The following is a 16,589-nucleotide window of genomic DNA, read 5'->3' on the forward strand; positions in this document are numbered from 1 at the left end:
ACCCTAAGCGACCGAGCAATCCGCCAAGGCATCCTGCAACACCGCAAGAACCGCCGCTTTGGGCACCTCAGCGGTCACAAAGGCATCGCCAATGCCGCGCGCCAGAATAAACCGCAGCTGACCATCCACCACCTTTTTGTCCTGCCCCATCAGATCCAGCAGTGTCTCTGCATCCGGCAGAGCGCCTGCAATATCCGACAGATCCGTTTTCATCCCCATGGATTTCAGATGCGCGCGCACCCGGCTTGGGTCTTCCTGGCTGCACAGGCCCAACCGTGCAGACAGCTCAAACGCCAGCGCGCAGCCAATGGCCACGCCTTCCCCATGCAGCAGCCGGTCAGAATAGCCGGTGGCCGCTTCCAGCGCGTGCCCAAAGGTATGACCAAGGTTCAACAGGGCGCGGTCCCCCTGCTCGGTCTCGTCACGCGCCACGATATCAGCCTTCATCTGCACCGAGCGGGCGACGGCCTCAACCCGGGCCGCCATGTCGCCGGACGCCAATTTTGGCCCCATGCCTTCGAGCCAGGCAAAGAACTCGGCATCGCCCAGCATGCCGTATTTGACCACTTCCCCATAGCCCGCAAGGAAATCCCGCGCCGTGAGGGTGCCCAGAACCTCGGTATCCGCCAACACCAATGTGGGTTGATGAAAGGCGCCGATCAGATTTTTGCCCTGCGGTGCATTGATACCGGTTTTGCCCCCAACCGAGCTGTCAACCTGAGCCAAAAGCGAGGTGGGGATTTGCACAAACCGCACGCCCCGGCGCAGCACCGACGCGGCAAACCCGGCCAGATCGCCAATCACACCGCCGCCAAAGGCCACCACAACATCGTTGCGCTCGACCTTTTGTTCCAGCAGCCATTCCACCGCGCGGGTAAACTGCGGCCAGCCCTTGGTGGATTCCCCGGCAGGCAAAGCCAGCGAAACCATTTCGATCCCGGCAGTGCGCAGCCCCTGCCTCAGGGTTTCCAGATGCAGATCCGCAACCGTCTCATCTGTCAGCACCGCAACGCGGGGCCGTGTGAGGAAGGGCGCGATCCGCGTCCCGACGTTTTGCAACAATCCAGGCCCGATCACCACGTCATAGGCCCGCCCCTCAAGGGGGACATGCACGATCCGTTCCATCATCAGCTCTCCAATACATCGGGGCGAGACCGCAAGGCCTCCAACACCCGGTCCACCATTTCTTCAATCGAGGCCTTACCGTCCGAGACCACTGCCAGATCTGCCTTGGCATAAAGCGGCACTCTTGCCGCATATAGCTGGGCCAGGGTGGCACGGGGATCCGCGGTTTTCAGCAAGGGGCGGGTGTCGCGGTGGCGCACCCGGTTCCACAACACATCCAGATCGGCCTGCAGCCAGATCGACGCCCCGTTGCGGGTAATGGTCTCGCGATTCTCCGCCGCCAGAAACGCGCCGCCGCCGGTGGACAGTACGCCACATTCCTCAGTCAGCAGCCGCGCGATGACCTGACGCTCCTTTAATCGAAAGAAGGCCTCTCCATCGCGGGCAAAAATCTCGGGGATGGTCATATTGGCGGCAGATTCGATCTCGTGGTCGCTGTCCAAAAACGGCACCTGCAGACGCGCCGCCAGGGCGCGGCCCACAGCTGTCTTGCCGGCGCCCATCATACCCACCATAACAATGGTCTTTTTCAGCCGTCCTGGACTGGGAGGTGAGCCATCCACCTCGGCTATTTGCTCTTTTTCGCTCATTCTTCAGTGAATGACGTGATATTGCAAAAAAGGCCATATATAACTTGAGCAAAACACAAAGAAGCAGGCAACGGGTGCGCAATGGTGCGATTGATCAAATATCTAGTAATTTTTGGCGTTCTGGCGGGACTGGGACTGGTGGCCTATGCCTATATCGGCCCCTGGTTCGGAGCTGATTTTAGCGTTCCGGTGCAAGAGATCCGCAAGCCGGTGCTGCTAGATGCACATTAGGCCGCGCCAAAAGACAGGCCTCAAGAGAGCCATTTCGGCGCTATTTTTCAGCACCTTATGCGCCAGTCCCAGCCTGGCACAGGCGCCGCTGACGGTGATTGATTGGCTCGGCCAGCCAGATAGTTCTGCGCCACTGCCAAGCACCGTCTTGCTGGAGCCCCCCGTCACCGGCAGTGCGGCCCGGCCCGCGATCACCGTAACACCGCTTCAGGCGCTGTTGCCCCCTATTGGACTGGTGGCGCCTTCCGCCACTGGTCTGCCAATTGATCTGTGGCGCGGCAGTGATCCAAACGATATCGCCGAACTGCTCCGCTCTGTTTCGGTGCAGGGCAATCCGGCGATGCAGTCGCTTTTGTTTACCCTGCTGCTCTCTGAAAGCCGCCCGCTGGAGCCAGAGGGGGATGTCATACTGCTGGCGCGCCTGGACCGCCTGATCACTCTCGGCGCCTCTGATCCGGCGCAGGCCTTGGTGGAACAGGCTGGCCCTGCCGCCACAGCGGCGCGGTTCCGGCGCTGGTTTTTCACCACCCTTCTCAGCGGTGACGAAGACCGGGCCTGCGCTGCCCTTGTTGCCGCCCCCTTTCTGGCGCCTGATTACCAGACCCGCATTTTCTGCGCTGCCCGCCGGAGCGATTGGCCAACCGCTGCTTTGATGCTCGAATCAGCCCATGCGCTTGAGCTCTTGCCAAAGGCGCAGCTGGATCTGCTCGACCGCTTCCTGAATCCCGATATTTTTGAACTTGCCCCGCCCCTGCCGCTGCCGGACAAACCCGATCCTTTGACCTTCCGGCTCTATGAGGCGATTGGCGAACGCCTTCCCACAGCGCCGCTGCCGCGGGCCTTTTCGGCGGCGGATTTGCGGGATGTGGCGGGCTGGAAAGCCCAGCTGGAAGCCGCCGAACGGCTGACCCGTGCCGGGGCTTTGAACCCCAACCAGCTTCTGGGGCTCTATACGGACCGCAGCCCAGCAGCCTCTGGCGGAATTTGGGACCGGGTCGCGGCCCTGCAACGCTTTGAGGCGGCGCTCAACAGCGCCAGCAGCGCAGAGGTGGCCAATGCGCTGCCTGCGGTCTGGCAGGCGATGCAGCAGGCCGGGCTTGAGGTTGGGTTTGCCGATCTGTTTTCCACTCAGTTGGCCCGCTTTAACCTCAGTGGTGCGGCGGCAGAGCTGTCCTGGCGCATTCGCCTTTTGGCGCCGACCTATGAAATAGCATCCCACAGCCCCCCCGACGACAGCCTGGAAAACAGCTTTCTCGCAGCGCTGGCACAGGGAACACCGGGGCAACCCGGATCCAACCTGAGCGCCCCGGTTGATCCACCGGCTGCTCCATCGGTGGATCCATCGGCAGATGGCGCGCCGCCCATAACCGACGCGGCGGAGCCCGGTACTGCGACGGCAACCGAAGAGGCCGCCCCGTCGTCCCCCGGCGCTGCCGCACGCAGTGGTTACTCCCCGCTGATGCTCTCGATCATTCAGGGATTTGACGATGGCGCAGAGGTCCCCGTCAAAATCCGCAGACTGTTAGACAATGGTCAATTGGGCGAGGCCATTTTGCGTACCATGGATCTCTTTGCACGGGGCGCTCAGGGCAATCTTGGGGATCTCAGCAAATCCCTGGCCGCGCTGCGCGCTGTCGGGCTGGAAGACACCGCAAGACGGGCAACCCTGCAGCTGTTGTTGTTGGAACGCGGCTGAATGGCCCCCCCGCGCGATGATCTGCAGTGGATTTCCACCTTTCTGGAAGCCCAGGCCGCTGAGGCAGGCGCCGCGCGCAACACGCTGCTGGCCTATGGTCGGGATCTCAAGGATGCTGCGGGTTGGCTGGCCCATCGCAACTGCGGCTTTGGCCAGGCCGCGCGGGATGACATCGAGGCCTATCTCATCAGCTGCGATGCAGAGGGCCTGTCCCGCGCCACCCGCGCGCGGCGGCTTTCGGCCATTCGCCAGCTCTACCATTTTGCCTTTGAAGAAGGCTGGCGCGCCGACAATCCTGCCATTCAGATCAAGGGACCGGGTCGCGCCAAAACGCTGCCCAAAACGCTGGAGGTGATCGAAGTTGACCGCCTGCTGGAGGCGGCGCGGCAAACCGGACGAAAACCGGCGGATCGACTGCGCAACACCTGCCTGATGGAGCTGCTCTATGCCACCGGCATGCGGGTGAGCGAGCTGGTGTCGCTGCCGGTGGCCTCTGCCCGCGGCAATCCCAATATGTTGTTGGTGCAGGGCAAAGGCGGCAAAGAACGCATGGTGCCGCTGTCTCCGCCCGCCCGAGAGGCATTGCGGGTCTGGCTGCTGATCCGTGATGAGCTGGAGGAAAAGAACCAGGCCAAAGGTGCGCCCGGATCAAAGTTCCTGTTCCCGTCGCGCGGCAAAGAAGGCCATCTGACCCGCCATTGGTTCTATCTGCTGATCAAGGATCTGGCGGCGAGCGGCGGCGTTGATCCGCAAAAGGTGACGCCCCATACCCTGCGCCATGCCTTTGCCACCCATCTTTTGGCCAATGGCGCCGACCTGCGTGCCATCCAGGCGCTGCTGGGCCATGCGGATATCGCCACCACCGAGATCTACACCCATGTCCTGGACGCCCGTCTCAGCGAGCTGGTTTTACAGCATCATCCGCTGTCCCGTCCGGGCGAGGCCAGCCAAAGCCTGGCCAGGACCAGTAAGGGCAACACGGATAAGGCGCGGGAAGAGTAAGGCGGAGTTCGCCCTGCCCTGTATCACCGTCTCCGGCCTGGAATGCCCACAGGCACTGCCGCACCAACGCCCCTTGTCTGGCGCGCCCTCGCAGCCCATAACCTATAAAAACACAAACTGAACTTGGATCTATCATGGACACCGCTCAAACCGTTCTGGACAGCGCCTTCTGGATCTCCGCAGGGGCAATTCTGCTGCTGTTGGTACTCTCTGCCTTTTTCTCTGGCTCAGAAACGGCCCTGACGGCGGCCTCCCGCGGCAAGCTGCGCACCCAGGCGGACAAAGGATCACACGGCGCGCAGCGCGCCCTTGATGTCACCGAAGACAGCGAGCGGCTGATCGGCTCGGTATTGTTGGGCAACAACTTGGTGAACATCCTGGCCACCTCGCTTGCCACCGCCCTGTTGACCCGCACCTTTGGCGAAAGCGGCGTTGCCTTTGCCACCCTGGTCATGACCCTGCTGGTGCTGATCTTTGCCGAAGTCCTGCCCAAAACCTATGCCATCTCCAATGCCGAGAAGGCCGCTTCCGCCGTGGCGCCGATCATTGGCGTGCTGGTGACCATCCTCGCCCCGATCGTGGCTGCCGTGCGCTTTTTGGTGCGCGGGATTTTGCGCCTCTTTGGGGTCCAGATCGACCCGGACAGCCACATCATGGCGATGCGGGAAGAGATTGCCGGTGCCTTGCATCTGGGCCATTCCGAAGGCGTGGTGCAAAAGGAAGACCGCGACCGCATCCTGGGTGCGCTGGATCTGTCAGACCGGTTTGTCGAAGAGATCATGCTGCATCGGTCGCATATTCAGATGATCGACGCCGCAGCAGAACCGGCTGATATTCTGGAACAATGCCTGACCTCGCCCCATACCCGGCTGCCCGTCTTCAAGAATGAGCCAGAAAACATCATCGGCATTGTGCATGCCAAGGATCTGCTGCGTGAAATGTATGCCCAGATCGGCGGCCCCGAAGGCGATGCCAGCGCCCTGCGCAAATTTGAAATCACCACGGTGGCCAAGCCCCCCTATTTTGTCCCTGAAACCACCACACTGGACGATCAGATGCGGCAGTTCCTGCGGATGCGGAGCCATTTTGCCCTTGTGGTGGATGAATATGGCGCCCTGCAGGGGCTGATCACCCTGGAAGACATCCTGGAAGAAATTGTCGGCGAAATCACCGATGAGTTTGATCCGGCAGAACAGTCCCTGGTGAAAAAGGACAGCGATGGCAACTATACCATCGAAGGCGCCACCACCATTCGAGACCTGAACAGGGCCACCGATTGGAACCTGCCGGATGAAGAAGCCAATACCATCGCAGGGCTGGTCATCCATGAGGCCCAGATGATCCCGACCACGGGTCAGGTGTTCTCCTTTCACGGCTTCCGCTTTGAGGTCACTGGGCGCGAAGGCAACCGGATCACTGCCTTCAAGGTGCGCCCCCTGTCATGAGCCGCGCCTATGCATGGTTTGATCAGATCTTTCTGGACCTGCTGCGACAGCTGCGCTGGAGCTTTCTGCCGCCGCTGTTGATCTACTTTGCCTATGGTGTTCAGGGCATTACCTCGGTTGTGGCGACATTTTTTGTCAAGGAATACCTGGATCTAGAGGCCGCCTTTCTGGCCGGGCTGGCCTTTTGGGTGGGATTGCCCTGGGCGCTGAAGATGCCACTGGGGCATCTGGTGGATCTGATCTGGCGCAGGAAATACCTGTTGATCCTGCTTGGCGCCGGTCTGATGGCCGGCAGCTATGGCATCATCGCCAGTCTTTTGATCGCACCCGATGCCATGGTTCAGATCATGCCCGCCAACAGCTGGTACGTGACGGCGGCGCTGCTCGCCCCCTGTGGGTTTGTGCTGCAGGATGTCGTGGCAGATGCGATGTCGGTGGAGGCCATCCCGCACCGCAAACTCGATGGGAGCTCCTTCACCGAGGCCGAGAACCGCGTCATGCATACCACCATGCAGACCCTGGGGCGGATCACCCTGATTGGTGGCTTCAGCACTGCGGCCGCGATGAATGTCTGGCTGTTTGACGGCGCCGAGGCCTTGGCTCAGGAGGAAAAAGGCGCGCTTTATGCGCAGGTCTATCTGCTGGCCCTGATGGTGCCGCTGCTGTCGCTGACGGGCATTGCCGTGGCGCTGTTTCAACGCAGGCACCTGGGCGCCAAGTTGCGGAAAATCGGCCTCAGCGCTGCCGAGATCCAGAACCGCCTGACACTGCCACGGGATCCGGTTCTGGTGAACTGGTGGTATTTTATCGGCGGCGGCGCCTTTGTGGCGCTTTCGCTCAGCGTTGGTCTCAGTGACATGGCGCAGGCGCAGGAGCTGATCTTTGTCGGCTCGATGACCATTGTACTGCTGCTGATGCGCCAATTGATCAAGGCGCTGACACCGCAACAGGCGCGGGCTTTGATCGGCACCGCCATCATCATCTTCGTCTATCGCGCCACGCCCCTGAATGGCGCCGCAGCCACCTGGTTCGAGATAGACGTGCTTGGCTTTGACCAACAATTCCTATCGGTTCTGTCGCTGATCTCATCCCTGCTGACGCTGTTTGGCATGATCCTGCTGCGGCCGCTGATCGCCAATAACACAATCGCCTGGATCATCACCTTCCTGGCGCTGACCGAAGCCTTGCTGAGCCTGCCCAACATCGGGCTATACTACGGGATCCACAATTGGACTGCGCCGCTCACCGGCGGCCTGGTCGATGCGCGCTTTATCGCTTTGGTGGATACGGCGGTGGAATCTCCCCTGGGGCAAATCGCCATGATCCCGATGCTGGCCTGGATTGCCCGCAATGCCCCCAGCAATCTCAAAGCGACCTTCTTTGCGGTGATGGCCTCTTTTACCAATCTGGCGCTCTCGGCCTCCAGCCTGGGGACAAAATACCTCAACCAGGTCTTTGTGGTCACCCGTGACGTCAGCAATGCCGAGGGCCAGATCACCACCCCTGCGGATTATAGCTCTCTCGGGGCGCTGTTGATCACCGTGGCGCTGCTAAAACTGGCTGTCCCCTTGCTGGCGATTCAGCTGGTACAACTCAGCCCGCTGCGCAGCACCGACTAGCCCCCCCCCACAGTGAGACTGCAATTTTTGGGCGAACCCACGTCACCGTGGTCACGTTTCAACTGACAGCGACGGGTTCTGTCGCTTTTCTACTGGACTACTGTTCACTTCTGTACAGAATAAGGAAAAGCCTCATTCAGGGAGAAGCCTCATGAAAACCACCACTCGCGTGGCCGTGATCGGCGGCGGTGTCGTCGGCTGTTCGGTCCTCTACCACCTGACCAAACTTGGCTGGAGCGATGTCATGCTGCTGGAGCGCTCCGAGCTCACCTCCGGCTCCACCTGGCATGCTGCGGGCGGTTTTCATACCCTCAACGGCGACACCAATATGGCGGCCCTGCAGGGCTATACGATCAAACTCTACCGCGAGCTGGAAGAGATCACCGGTATGTCCTGCGGCTTGCACCACGTCGGTGGCGTCACCCTGGCAGACAGCCAGGACCGCTTTGACATGATGAAGGCCGAACGGGCCAAACATCGCGTCATGGGGCTGGAGACCGAAATCGTCAGCCCCGAAGACATCGCCAAGATCGCTCCGGCCACCAATACCGCGGGTCTTGTCGGCGGGCTTTATGATCCGCTGGATGGTCATCTGGATCCCTCCGGCACCACCCATGCCTATGCCAAGGCCGCCCGTATGGGGGGCGCCAGCATTGAAACCCATTGCAAGGTGATAGAGACCAACCAGCGCCCCGATGGCAGCTGGGACGTGGTGACAGACAAGGGCACCATCCGGGCTGAACATATCGTCAATGCCGGTGGGCTCTGGGCGCGGGAAGTCGGCGCCATGGCGGGGATTTACTTTCCTCTGCACCCGATGGAGCACCAGTATATCGTCACCGACGAGGTCCCGATGATTGCCGAGATCATCGACGCAGGCGGCGAGCACCCCCATGTCATGGATCCGGCCGGCGAAAGCTATCTGCGCCAGGAGGGACGCGGGTTGTGCATCGGCTTTTATGAACAGCCCTGCAAACCCTGGGCCGTCAATGGCACTCCATGGGATTTTGGCCACGAACTCCTGGGCGATGACTTTGACAAGATCGAAGCCTCCATTGATTTTGCCTACAAACGATTCCCCGCGCTTGAAGCCGCCGGGGTAAAATCGGTGATCCACGGCCCCTTCACCTTTGCCCCCGATGGCAACCCGCTGGTGGGACCGGTGCCGGGGGTACGCAACTACTGGTCCGCCTGCGGCGTGATGGCCGGATTCAGCCAGGGCGGCGGCGTCGGCTTGATGCTGGCACAGTGGATGATCGAAGGCGAACCAGAGCGCGACACCATGGCGCTGGACTGCGCCCGCTTTGGCGACTGGATCACCCCCCGCTACACCCTGCCCAAGGTCATCGAGAACTATCAAAAACGGTTCTCCATCGCCTACCCCAACGAAGAACTGCCCGCCGCGCGCCCCTTTCGCACCACGCCAATGTATGATGTCTTTGACAACATGGGCGCGGTCTGGGGCCAGCAATACGGCTTGGAAGTCCCCAACTATTTTGCCAGGCCGGATGAACCCCGCTTTGAAACCCCCTCCTTCCGGCGCTCCAACGCTTTTGACGCCACCGCCCGCGAGGTCAAAGCAGTGCGGGGCAGCGTTGGCATCAACGAGCTGCACAACTTTGGCAAATACCGGATCACCGGCGCAGGGGCGCGCGCCTGGCTGGATCGCATCATGGCCGGCCGGATCCCACAGCCAGGCCGGATCAGCCTCTCGCCGATGCTGTCAGCCAAGGGGCGTCTGATTGGTGATTTCACCATCTCCTGCCTCAGCGAAACAGACTATAGGCTCACCGCCTCCTATGGGGCGCAGGCCTATCATATGCGCTGGTTCCTCAAACATCAGGCGCCGGATGTGGCAATCGAAAACATCTCCGACAGGCTGAACGGCTTCCAGATTGCCGGCCCCAAGGCGGCACAGGTGCTGCAGGCCTGCACCCTGCAGGATGTCTCGCAGATGCGGTTCATGGACGTGGCGCGCATGACGGTCGGCATGGTGGACTGTCTGGTGCAGCGCGTCAGCTACACTGGCGATCTCGGCTATGAGATCTACTGCGACCTGCCCAGCCAGCGCGCCCTATGGGCGAAGCTCTGGCAGGCAGGCCAGCCCCTCGGCATGATGCCCTTTGGCATGCGGGCGATGATGTCCCTGAGGCTGGATAAGTTTTTTGGCTCCTGGATGCGGGAGTATTCCCCGGATTACACCGCCGCCGAAACCGGATTGGACCGCTTTATCTCATTCAAGAAACCCTCTGACTTCATCGGCCGCACCGCCGCCGAGGCTGAACGCGCACAGGGACCGCACCGCAAACTCTGCGCCTTTGAGGTTGACGCGACAGATGCAGATATCAACGCCTACGAGCCAATTTCGGTCAAAGGAGAGGTTGTCGGCTTTTGCACCTCGGGCGGCTATTCCCACCACGCCCAGAAATCCATCGCCCTGGGCTTTATCCCCACACCAGTGGCCCAGCCCGGACTGGAGGTTGAGATCGAAATCCTTGGCAACATGCATCAGGCCCGGCTGATCACCGACCCCCTGTTTGACGCCGACGGCACCCGCATGCGCGGCTAAACCCCCAGTTCTGCAAAAGACCAATCCGCCAAGGCTGCTATGGCCTTGGCGCCTGCCGCCTTCCCCTTCTGCTCCCCCTTTGTCTCGCGGGCTTTTTGCTTTCATCTTTCCCCAAATACCTCCGCCGGAGGCATCCAGCCTCTCCGGCTCTCGACACTAGAGCCTGTTCAGGCGTAGGTTTGCAAAACCTAGACTTTCAGAAACACAGGATCATAAACACGGGATCATGAGCAAAATCGCCATCCTCCTCCTTGCAGCCGGCGCTTCCGCGCGGATGCAGGGGCGCGATAAGCTGATGGAAGAGATCGAGGGCACGCCGCTGCTGTCGCTGCTCTGCCACCGCGCGGTGCAGACCGGGCTGCCCTGCTATGTGGCCGTTCCCAGCCAGGCGCATCCGCGGGTCGCGGCCACCGGCAGCGCCCATGTGATCCCGGTGCCAAAGGCCGCTGAGGGCATGGCCGCCTCAATCCGCACCGGGATTGCGGCCCTTCCGGACACCACCGAAGCCGTGATGATCCTCCCCTGCGACATGCCCGAGCTGCAAACCCAGGATTTGTTAGATCTGGCCACCCATTTCCAGGGGCCTGACGGTCCGGTACTGCGCGCCACCTCCAGTGATGGCACCCCTGGCCACCCGGTGCTGTTTCCCCGGCGGTGTTTTCCGGCGCTTGGTCAGATCAGCGGCGATCAGGGCGCCCGCAATGTGCTGCGCAGCCAAGAGGTGCAGCTGGTCGCCCTGCCCGGCCAACACGCAGTGACGGATCTGGACACCCCAGAGGCCTGGGCGCACTGGCGCGCCGGGCGATAGGTTTTTTGCCAAAACGACTGCGTTAAACATGGCGTTAAACAAAGGGGAAGCAAAATAGAAAAGGCGGAACCCTGCGGTCCCGCCCATGTTTTTAGGTTCATCCGCCACGCCGCAGATCACCGCCGCAGATCAGCACTGGCGCGAAGGTAAGTGCAAAATCAATGCACCAGCAGGCGCGCCTCGTGACGTTTCAGCGAGCGCCGCGCAGAGCTATAGGCTTCCCGGCCTTCCTCGGACTTCAGCGCCGGGAAGATCTCATAGACCTCGTTGCGCTGCGCATTGTCCAGGCCCCGCAGGGTCTGATCGCCAGGCTGGAAGCTTTCGCTCCAGGCGCCATCCGACAGCACAACCTCATGCTGATCGAACATGAAGTGGATATAGGTGACCGAGCTGGTCTCCACCGCGTCCACGCCTGCAAGGCCGGTCAGATGTTTCGCCGCGACCAGGACTTCGCGATCTTCAAAGTAAAGCGCCGTCTTGTCGTTGGCCACCAGCACCCGGTGATTGGGGCTGACCATCATGTCGCGTTCGGGCAGACCATTGCCCAGGGCGCCTTCGCGGATCAGGATCGGCTGCAGATGCTCTGCCGCTTTCAGCTCTGCTGTGGCAAGGGTACGCTTACCCAGCCAGCGAATGGCCTGGATGCCATTGTCCCGGGTGATGATCCGGTCCCCAACACCCAGGTCTTCGACCCGGCGTTCCCCTTCGGGGGTGGCAATCAGTGTCCCCGGCGTAAAGCAGGGAACGATGACGTTTTCGATCTCGTAGAACTCGGCGGTGCCGGTGACCGCGCCCCCCGCATCCAGGAAGGTAACTGTCCCGTTTTCCGGGTTGGTGCTGTCATACTCAACCTCGAGCGAGCCGCCCGGGTTCTGCTCTTCCGCAACACCGCGCAGATCCAGCACGTCGACATCACTGTCATCCGCGTCTTCACCGCCATAGACCGTGTCATTCTGGCTGATGCCGGAAATGGTATCCGACCCGGTGCCCCCAAGCGCAAAATCTGCGCCATCGCCTGCACCCAGATCAATGTTATCCAAGCCTGCGCCGCCATCCAGCTCATCATCGCCCTGACCGCCAAGGATGGTATCGTCACCTTCGCCGCCAGTCACCGTGTCATCGTCGATGCCCGCGTCGATCATATCATTGCCGGTGCCACCAGAAATGAGATCATCGTCATCCTGGCCATAGATCACATCATCGCCAGCGCCGCCCTCAATGGTATCCATGCCATTGGTGGGATCTGGATCCACGGGACGCCCGTCCGAGCCATCATCGGTGATATTGAGCCCATCTGGGAAAGCTGGGTCCAGACCGCCATAGATCGTATCAGAGCCGTCGCCGCCGATCAGGCTGTCAGAGCCCTCACCGCCGGTGATCAGGTCATCTTCGGTGCCACCATCAATGGTATCATCGTCAATACCGCCATCAATGGTATCGGAGCCCGCGCCGCCCGTGATCAGGTCGTTATCGTCGCCGGTGAGGATCACATCATTGCCAGCGCCACCATCCACGGTGTCACGGTCGTCCAGCGGATCTGCATCGGCTGGCACGACGGGGATGTTTGGTGTGGTGCCAGTATAGCCGTCAAAGCCCCGGTCAGGCAGCGGAATGGGATCATCCGAAGAGGTGTCGATGACGTCATCTCCGTCACCGCCCTCAACGCTGTCAGAGCCATCACCACCCTCGATAGTGTCGGCGCCGTCACCGCCTTCGATGGTATCGTCGCCGTCGCCACCGATCAGCGAGTCATCGCCGTCGTTGCCATAGAGGACATCGTCGCCCTCCCCACCGTCAATGGTATCATCACCGGGAATGCTGGTCACCGGGGTGCCCAGAGCATCAAAGAACACATCACTGACAACAACACTGCTGTTGATGCTGCCATCCTGCGTATGGGTGATGACAATCGACGACACCGGGCCGGGGATTGTCACCAACATTGAGGTGTCGGGATTGTCGTCGCTGGTAAAGGTATCGTCTTCGCGCGTTGAGGCGGTATCATAACCGGCAATCGCATCGGTATCTTCCATGGTCAGCCCCGGGCCACCGGCCAGGTTCACCACAATGGGGTTTCCGTCTGCGTCAAAGGCCGTGATGCGCACCTGGCTGTCAGCATCAATATCGCTGACACGGAAGGATACATCGCCAACCGGATCCGAGAAATCCAGGCGGTAATCGGCTGTGCTGCCATCAGAGCTGACCTCTGAGTTCAGCCCGCTTTGCGGATCGGCGGTGATGCCGCCGGTGTTGATATTGCCAACAAACTGCGGCACGTCGGAAAATTCGGTCGCAGTATCGCCCGAGCTGCTGGAGACCGAGAAATCAACTGTGACCGAACCGGTATCCTGCGAAAATCCGGCGCTCAGATCATCCGATGGGTCAACAGGATCGCCGCCATCGGGATCCGGCGCAAGGTCCCACTGGAACACTTCCCGGGTACCGCCGCCGCCGACACCAGGAACGTCAGTATCCCCGGCCAGCACATCATCGCCGATACCGCCACTCAGACTGTCGGCACCGCCGCCGCCATGCACGGTGTCGTCGCCTTCACCAGCCAGCACGGTGTCGTCTCCGGTTCCCGCATTGACCAGGTCGTCATCTTCCCCGTCCGCCGGGTTGATCGCATCGTCATTGTCGATCCGGTCGCCTTCTGGATCACCAAGGTAAGAGGTGTCGATCAGATCATCGCCAGCGGTGCCTTCGACGATCCCGTCAAGGCCACCACCACTGGGCACAACAACATTGTCATCCAGCACAGCAACATAGTCGATGCCGCCGCTGAAAGAATTGCCGCCGTCGCCATCCGCGCCGATGACAAAGCTGTCTTCGCCATCTGCCGCCACATCCATGGTCATACCAACAATATCGTCGCCGGTGGTATAGCTGGTGCCCTGTGTCGTGTTCTCAACAACAAGTGTGACGCCGCCTGGGCTCCACCCATAAGACACGGTGACAACATCCCCGGTGGCAAAGAATCCAGGGTCGGTTGCAAACTCCACCAGATTGCCATCATCGGCATGGGTCAGCTGAACGGTGCCGTCCTCGGTGGTCCGGATCACAAAATTCTCGCCGTCTGCGTCATCTTCCGATGACAGTCCACGGCTCACAACCGTTTGATCGCCAGACCCCGGAAAGGTGTTGGACTTAAAGGAGGTGATGACTGTTCCGGTGGTGAGATCAAAAGGATCGTCATTGTCGCCCGCGACATTGAACTGGCTGCTGCTGCCATTGCCCAACATCCAGCCGCCCGCGTAATTGGCGCCGCCAGAACCCGTACCATCCTGGGCAATGCCATCGCCAAGACCGCTGTCGTCCTCGGTATATCCCTGGCGGAAATCCCAAAGACCAATCAGATTAGCCGAATACGGGTTGTCAAAATTGTCAGCCATCTCGTTCTCCTACTCGGCCTAGGGCCGTTTAATCCGCCCATAGACCAAAGCGCTCAAAACCGAATTTCCAAGTCACCACAAAGGCGTCACCGCCAAAGCGCAACCAAAATACAAACCCGAAAAAGGAGAGGCACAGTCCCGCAGATCACAACTCTAGGCGCAGCACCGGCACTAAAGCACAGGCCACGACAAAAGTCGGAACAGGTCAAATACACCAAGCATCCGTAACAAGCGTAAGAGCAGTTCACGCCGCGCATTGCTTTTGGCAGCTGCGCTACAGGATCCCAGGACCAGACCAGAGATTATGTCACCCCCCAAATGGGCAAGTTAATGAATAGCTGATGCAGTTAATTCAACAAAGAGAAAAAACTTAACGAAATTTTACATGTTTCCAAACCGGTGCATCTTACCTCGTGAGGTCCTGCTGCCCGATGACAGCTGAAAAGAAGCAATTGTTGCGAAAAATGCAGAAATCTTTTGCAGCACTGAGGATATGCCTCTCAAAAGGAAACAATTTGGAGTTTTTCAGCCGGTCCTTGTTTCCAAACCAGCAACAGCCACGCGGCTGGCATCGCATGGCGCTGGATGGTCAACACCCTAAGATTGTTTTGTGCTTCACCTTGAGGCCAGGTCCAATTTGCTGCTTTTTCGAGCACTGTTTCCGAAGGCGCAACGATCCGCAATAGAATCAACCTCACATCGGTACACTTTCGCAGTCCCCCCCTATCCACAAGAGCTCTCAGGTCGGGGCAAACGAGCAGGCGTAGCTGCCAAAGGTGCAGGCTGCTCGGAGGGAGGGTCGGAGGGAGGGAACGTCAACACCCACATTAGGCATGACAGCCTTTCAATCGCGGGGCCGAGCCCCCCTGACCAGCTGAGAAAAGCTGCCGACACATCCCATGAGCGGACCTGGCCGATTGATAGCTGGGGCGGGACATGGTCCGTCATTTCAGTCTGGGCCAACGGCAGCTTTGCCGCGAGAGTTTCCTTATGCGAAAGCGGACCGTTGCTTCGAAATGATCCGGAATAGTGAACAGTTTCGAACGCAACGTACCCGACTTCGACCCCGCATCCCGCGCCTGCGCTTCTGGCAAAACCGGCTTCAATTTGAAACCACATTTGTGCGTGAAGACCTTGCTCCAGCGGCCACCTGCAGTGCCCGTTATGCCAGCCTTGAAGGCCCTGATTGAAAGCCAACATCCGTACAGAACCCACTATTGGCGATGAATGCGGTTCCTTACCCCGGTTTGAGGCACCGCATTTAGCCATTGATTCTCAAACACTTCTGATGTCGCCCCATATTCCAGCGCTGGAAGGTTCATATGAAAAACCGGTGCGCCACAGAAAAAAAACCAAGCAAAATCTGTAACATACAACTTTATATTGGGCATGTATCAATCGTGTCTTGACGCTAAAGCCGCCATTCGTATGAGTTATGGCATGACATGTTTGGCATTGATACTTCGCCTGGGTAAGGCCACTGCAGCATTTGCAGTCATCCTTGTGCTTGGCTTGTCGTTGCCATCTGCGGCGCATACCGTTTCTGGCCATCACAGCCCCAAAACCATGGTGATGACGGCAGTTGATCTCATGGGCGCGGAACAGGCGTCTCATGATGGAAGTGGCAATAACCAAACACTCCCTGCAGACTCTGCCAGCTGTTGTCCGGGCGCCTGTGTGGCGCTGGATGTGCTGATGATCCAGTCGTGCCATGTATTCCAGCAGTATGTGATCCGCTGGACTGTGGCCGAGGCCAAGCTTCCTTCACTGGACCTGATTACGCACCTTCGCCCGCCCAAAACCTGAGATCTTGAACCGCTTTTGCGGTGCGTAAACCAATCCTGCGCCGATGCGCTGGGTTTTCGCTGACCTATCTCAGGAAAAACACATGAAAACTTCACTTCTGGCCGGGGCAAGCGCCCTGTTGCTGGGTGCATGCGCGATGACTCCCGCTGCGCTTCCCGAAACCGAGGCGCTGAACCGTGTCGCCGCCCAGTCTGGCCCCTATCGGGCGCTGGGGTATCAATCCCCCTTTGCCGGATTCGAGCCCCACGCCCCCACAGGGCCGGCCTCTTGGCGCGCGGTCAATGATGCGCAGACGGAGGGCTGACA

The 16,589-nt window shown here is 60.0% G+C and carries 14 protein-coding genes; 10 read left to right on the forward strand and 4 right to left on the reverse strand.

The window, feature by feature from the left end; translation table 11 throughout:
- Nucleotides 1–3 precede the first annotated feature (3 nt).
- Together aroB and ARCT_RS0113380 are read right to left on the reverse strand one after the other, a co-directional pair.
- On the reverse strand, nucleotides 4–1,125 hold the full coding sequence (aroB, locus tag ARCT_RS0113375) for a 3-dehydroquinate synthase (RefSeq protein ID WP_027240534.1): 1,122 nt from the start codon (nucleotides 1,123–1,125) through the stop codon (nucleotides 4–6).
- 2 nt (nucleotides 1,126–1,127) lie between these two features.
- Nucleotides 1,128–1,715, reverse strand: a complete 588-nt coding sequence (locus tag ARCT_RS0113380) for a shikimate kinase (RefSeq protein ID WP_027240535.1) — start codon at nucleotides 1,713–1,715, stop codon at nucleotides 1,128–1,130.
- Between the two features lie 81 nt (nucleotides 1,716–1,796).
- Here ARCT_RS0113380 and ARCT_RS28385 point away from each other — a divergent pair, with 81 nt between their 5' ends.
- From ARCT_RS28385 to ARCT_RS0113415, 7 genes are all read left to right on the forward strand, one after another.
- Nucleotides 1,797–1,946, forward strand: coding sequence for a hypothetical protein (locus tag ARCT_RS28385; protein WP_169731216.1), 150 nt, complete (start codon nucleotides 1,797–1,799; stop codon nucleotides 1,944–1,946).
- Complete coding sequence (locus ARCT_RS0113390) at nucleotides 1,936–3,642, forward strand: hypothetical protein (protein ID WP_379574220.1); 1,707 nt, start codon at nucleotides 1,936–1,938, stop codon at nucleotides 3,640–3,642. The genes ARCT_RS28385 and ARCT_RS0113390 overlap by 11 nt, the downstream gene beginning before the upstream one ends.
- Nucleotides 3,643–4,644, forward strand: a complete 1,002-nt coding sequence (locus tag ARCT_RS0113395) for a tyrosine recombinase (protein ID WP_027240537.1) — start codon at nucleotides 3,643–3,645, stop codon at nucleotides 4,642–4,644. It begins immediately after the preceding gene.
- A 134-nt stretch (nucleotides 4,645–4,778) separates the two neighbouring features.
- Nucleotides 4,779–6,089, forward strand: a complete 1,311-nt coding sequence (locus ARCT_RS0113400; RefSeq protein WP_027240538.1) for an HlyC/CorC family transporter — start codon at nucleotides 4,779–4,781, stop codon at nucleotides 6,087–6,089.
- On the forward strand, nucleotides 6,086–7,708 hold the full coding sequence (locus tag ARCT_RS0113405) for an MFS transporter (protein WP_027240539.1): 1,623 nt from the start codon (nucleotides 6,086–6,088) through the stop codon (nucleotides 7,706–7,708). The genes ARCT_RS0113400 and ARCT_RS0113405 overlap by 4 nt, the downstream gene beginning before the upstream one ends.
- 151 nt (nucleotides 7,709–7,859) lie before the next feature.
- Entirely contained in the window at nucleotides 7,860–10,277 is a 2,418-nt protein-coding gene (locus ARCT_RS0113410; protein ID WP_027240540.1) for a GcvT family protein, read from the forward strand.
- 226 nt (nucleotides 10,278–10,503) lie between these two features.
- Nucleotides 10,504–11,085 (forward strand): nucleotidyltransferase family protein, encoded by a 582-nt coding sequence (locus ARCT_RS0113415; protein WP_027240541.1) that lies wholly within the window; start codon nucleotides 10,504–10,506, stop codon nucleotides 11,083–11,085.
- 158 nt (nucleotides 11,086–11,243) lie between these two features.
- Here the strand turns inward: ARCT_RS0113415 and ARCT_RS0113420 are convergent, their stop codons facing one another.
- Complete coding sequence (locus tag ARCT_RS0113420) at nucleotides 11,244–14,477, reverse strand: Hint domain-containing protein (protein WP_027240542.1); 3,234 nt, start codon at nucleotides 14,475–14,477, stop codon at nucleotides 11,244–11,246.
- A gap of 500 nt (nucleotides 14,478–14,977) precedes the next feature.
- Nucleotides 14,978–15,175, reverse strand: a complete 198-nt coding sequence (locus ARCT_RS28005; protein ID WP_154665353.1) for a hypothetical protein — start codon at nucleotides 15,173–15,175, stop codon at nucleotides 14,978–14,980.
- A 488-nt stretch (nucleotides 15,176–15,663) separates the two neighbouring features.
- On the opposite strand from ARCT_RS28005, the gene ARCT_RS0113425 reads away from it, so the two are divergent.
- The 3 genes from ARCT_RS0113425 (at nucleotide 15,664) to ARCT_RS0113435 (ending at nucleotide 16,587) form a co-directional block, all read left to right on the forward strand.
- On the forward strand, nucleotides 15,664–15,846 hold the full coding sequence (locus ARCT_RS0113425; protein WP_027240543.1) for a hypothetical protein: 183 nt from the start codon (nucleotides 15,664–15,666) through the stop codon (nucleotides 15,844–15,846).
- 20 nt (nucleotides 15,847–15,866) lie between these two features.
- On the forward strand, nucleotides 15,867–16,283 hold the full coding sequence (locus ARCT_RS0113430) for a hypothetical protein (RefSeq protein WP_161631322.1): 417 nt from the start codon (nucleotides 15,867–15,869) through the stop codon (nucleotides 16,281–16,283).
- Nucleotides 16,284–16,365: 82 nt separating this feature from the next.
- Nucleotides 16,366–16,587, forward strand: a complete 222-nt coding sequence (locus tag ARCT_RS0113435; RefSeq protein ID WP_051360745.1) for a hypothetical protein — start codon at nucleotides 16,366–16,368, stop codon at nucleotides 16,585–16,587.
- The last annotated feature ends 2 nt before the right edge of the window (nucleotides 16,588–16,589 follow it).

The sequence above is a fragment of the Pseudophaeobacter arcticus DSM 23566 genome, from assembly GCF_000473205.1.
GTDB classification, from domain to species: Bacteria; Pseudomonadota; Alphaproteobacteria; order Rhodobacterales; family Rhodobacteraceae; genus Pseudophaeobacter; species Pseudophaeobacter arcticus.

Coding starts and splice junctions, on each gene's coding strand:
- aroB (WP_027240534.1), bottom strand. CDS start 1,125: ATGGAACGGATCGTGCATGTCCCCCTTGAGGGGCGGGCCTATGACGTG.
- ARCT_RS0113380 (WP_027240535.1), bottom strand. CDS start 1,715: ATGAGCGAAAAAGAGCAAATAGCCGAGGTGGATGGCTCACCTCCCAGT.
- ARCT_RS28385 (WP_169731216.1), top strand. CDS start 1,797: ATGGTGCGATTGATCAAATATCTAGTAATTTTTGGCGTTCTGGCGGGA.
- ARCT_RS0113390 (WP_379574220.1), top strand. CDS start 1,936: ATGCACATTAGGCCGCGCCAAAAGACAGGCCTCAAGAGAGCCATTTCG.
- ARCT_RS0113395 (WP_027240537.1), top strand. CDS start 3,643: ATGGCCCCCCCGCGCGATGATCTGCAGTGGATTTCCACCTTTCTGGAA.
- ARCT_RS0113400 (WP_027240538.1), top strand. CDS start 4,779: ATGGACACCGCTCAAACCGTTCTGGACAGCGCCTTCTGGATCTCCGCA.
- ARCT_RS0113405 (WP_027240539.1), top strand. CDS start 6,086: ATGAGCCGCGCCTATGCATGGTTTGATCAGATCTTTCTGGACCTGCTG.
- ARCT_RS0113410 (WP_027240540.1), top strand. CDS start 7,860: ATGAAAACCACCACTCGCGTGGCCGTGATCGGCGGCGGTGTCGTCGGC.
- ARCT_RS0113415 (WP_027240541.1), top strand. CDS start 10,504: ATGAGCAAAATCGCCATCCTCCTCCTTGCAGCCGGCGCTTCCGCGCGG.
- ARCT_RS0113420 (WP_027240542.1), bottom strand. CDS start 14,477: ATGGCTGACAATTTTGACAACCCGTATTCGGCTAATCTGATTGGTCTT.
- ARCT_RS0113430 (WP_161631322.1), top strand. CDS start 15,867: ATGTATCAATCGTGTCTTGACGCTAAAGCCGCCATTCGTATGAGTTAT.
- ARCT_RS0113435 (WP_051360745.1), top strand. CDS start 16,366: ATGAAAACTTCACTTCTGGCCGGGGCAAGCGCCCTGTTGCTGGGTGCA.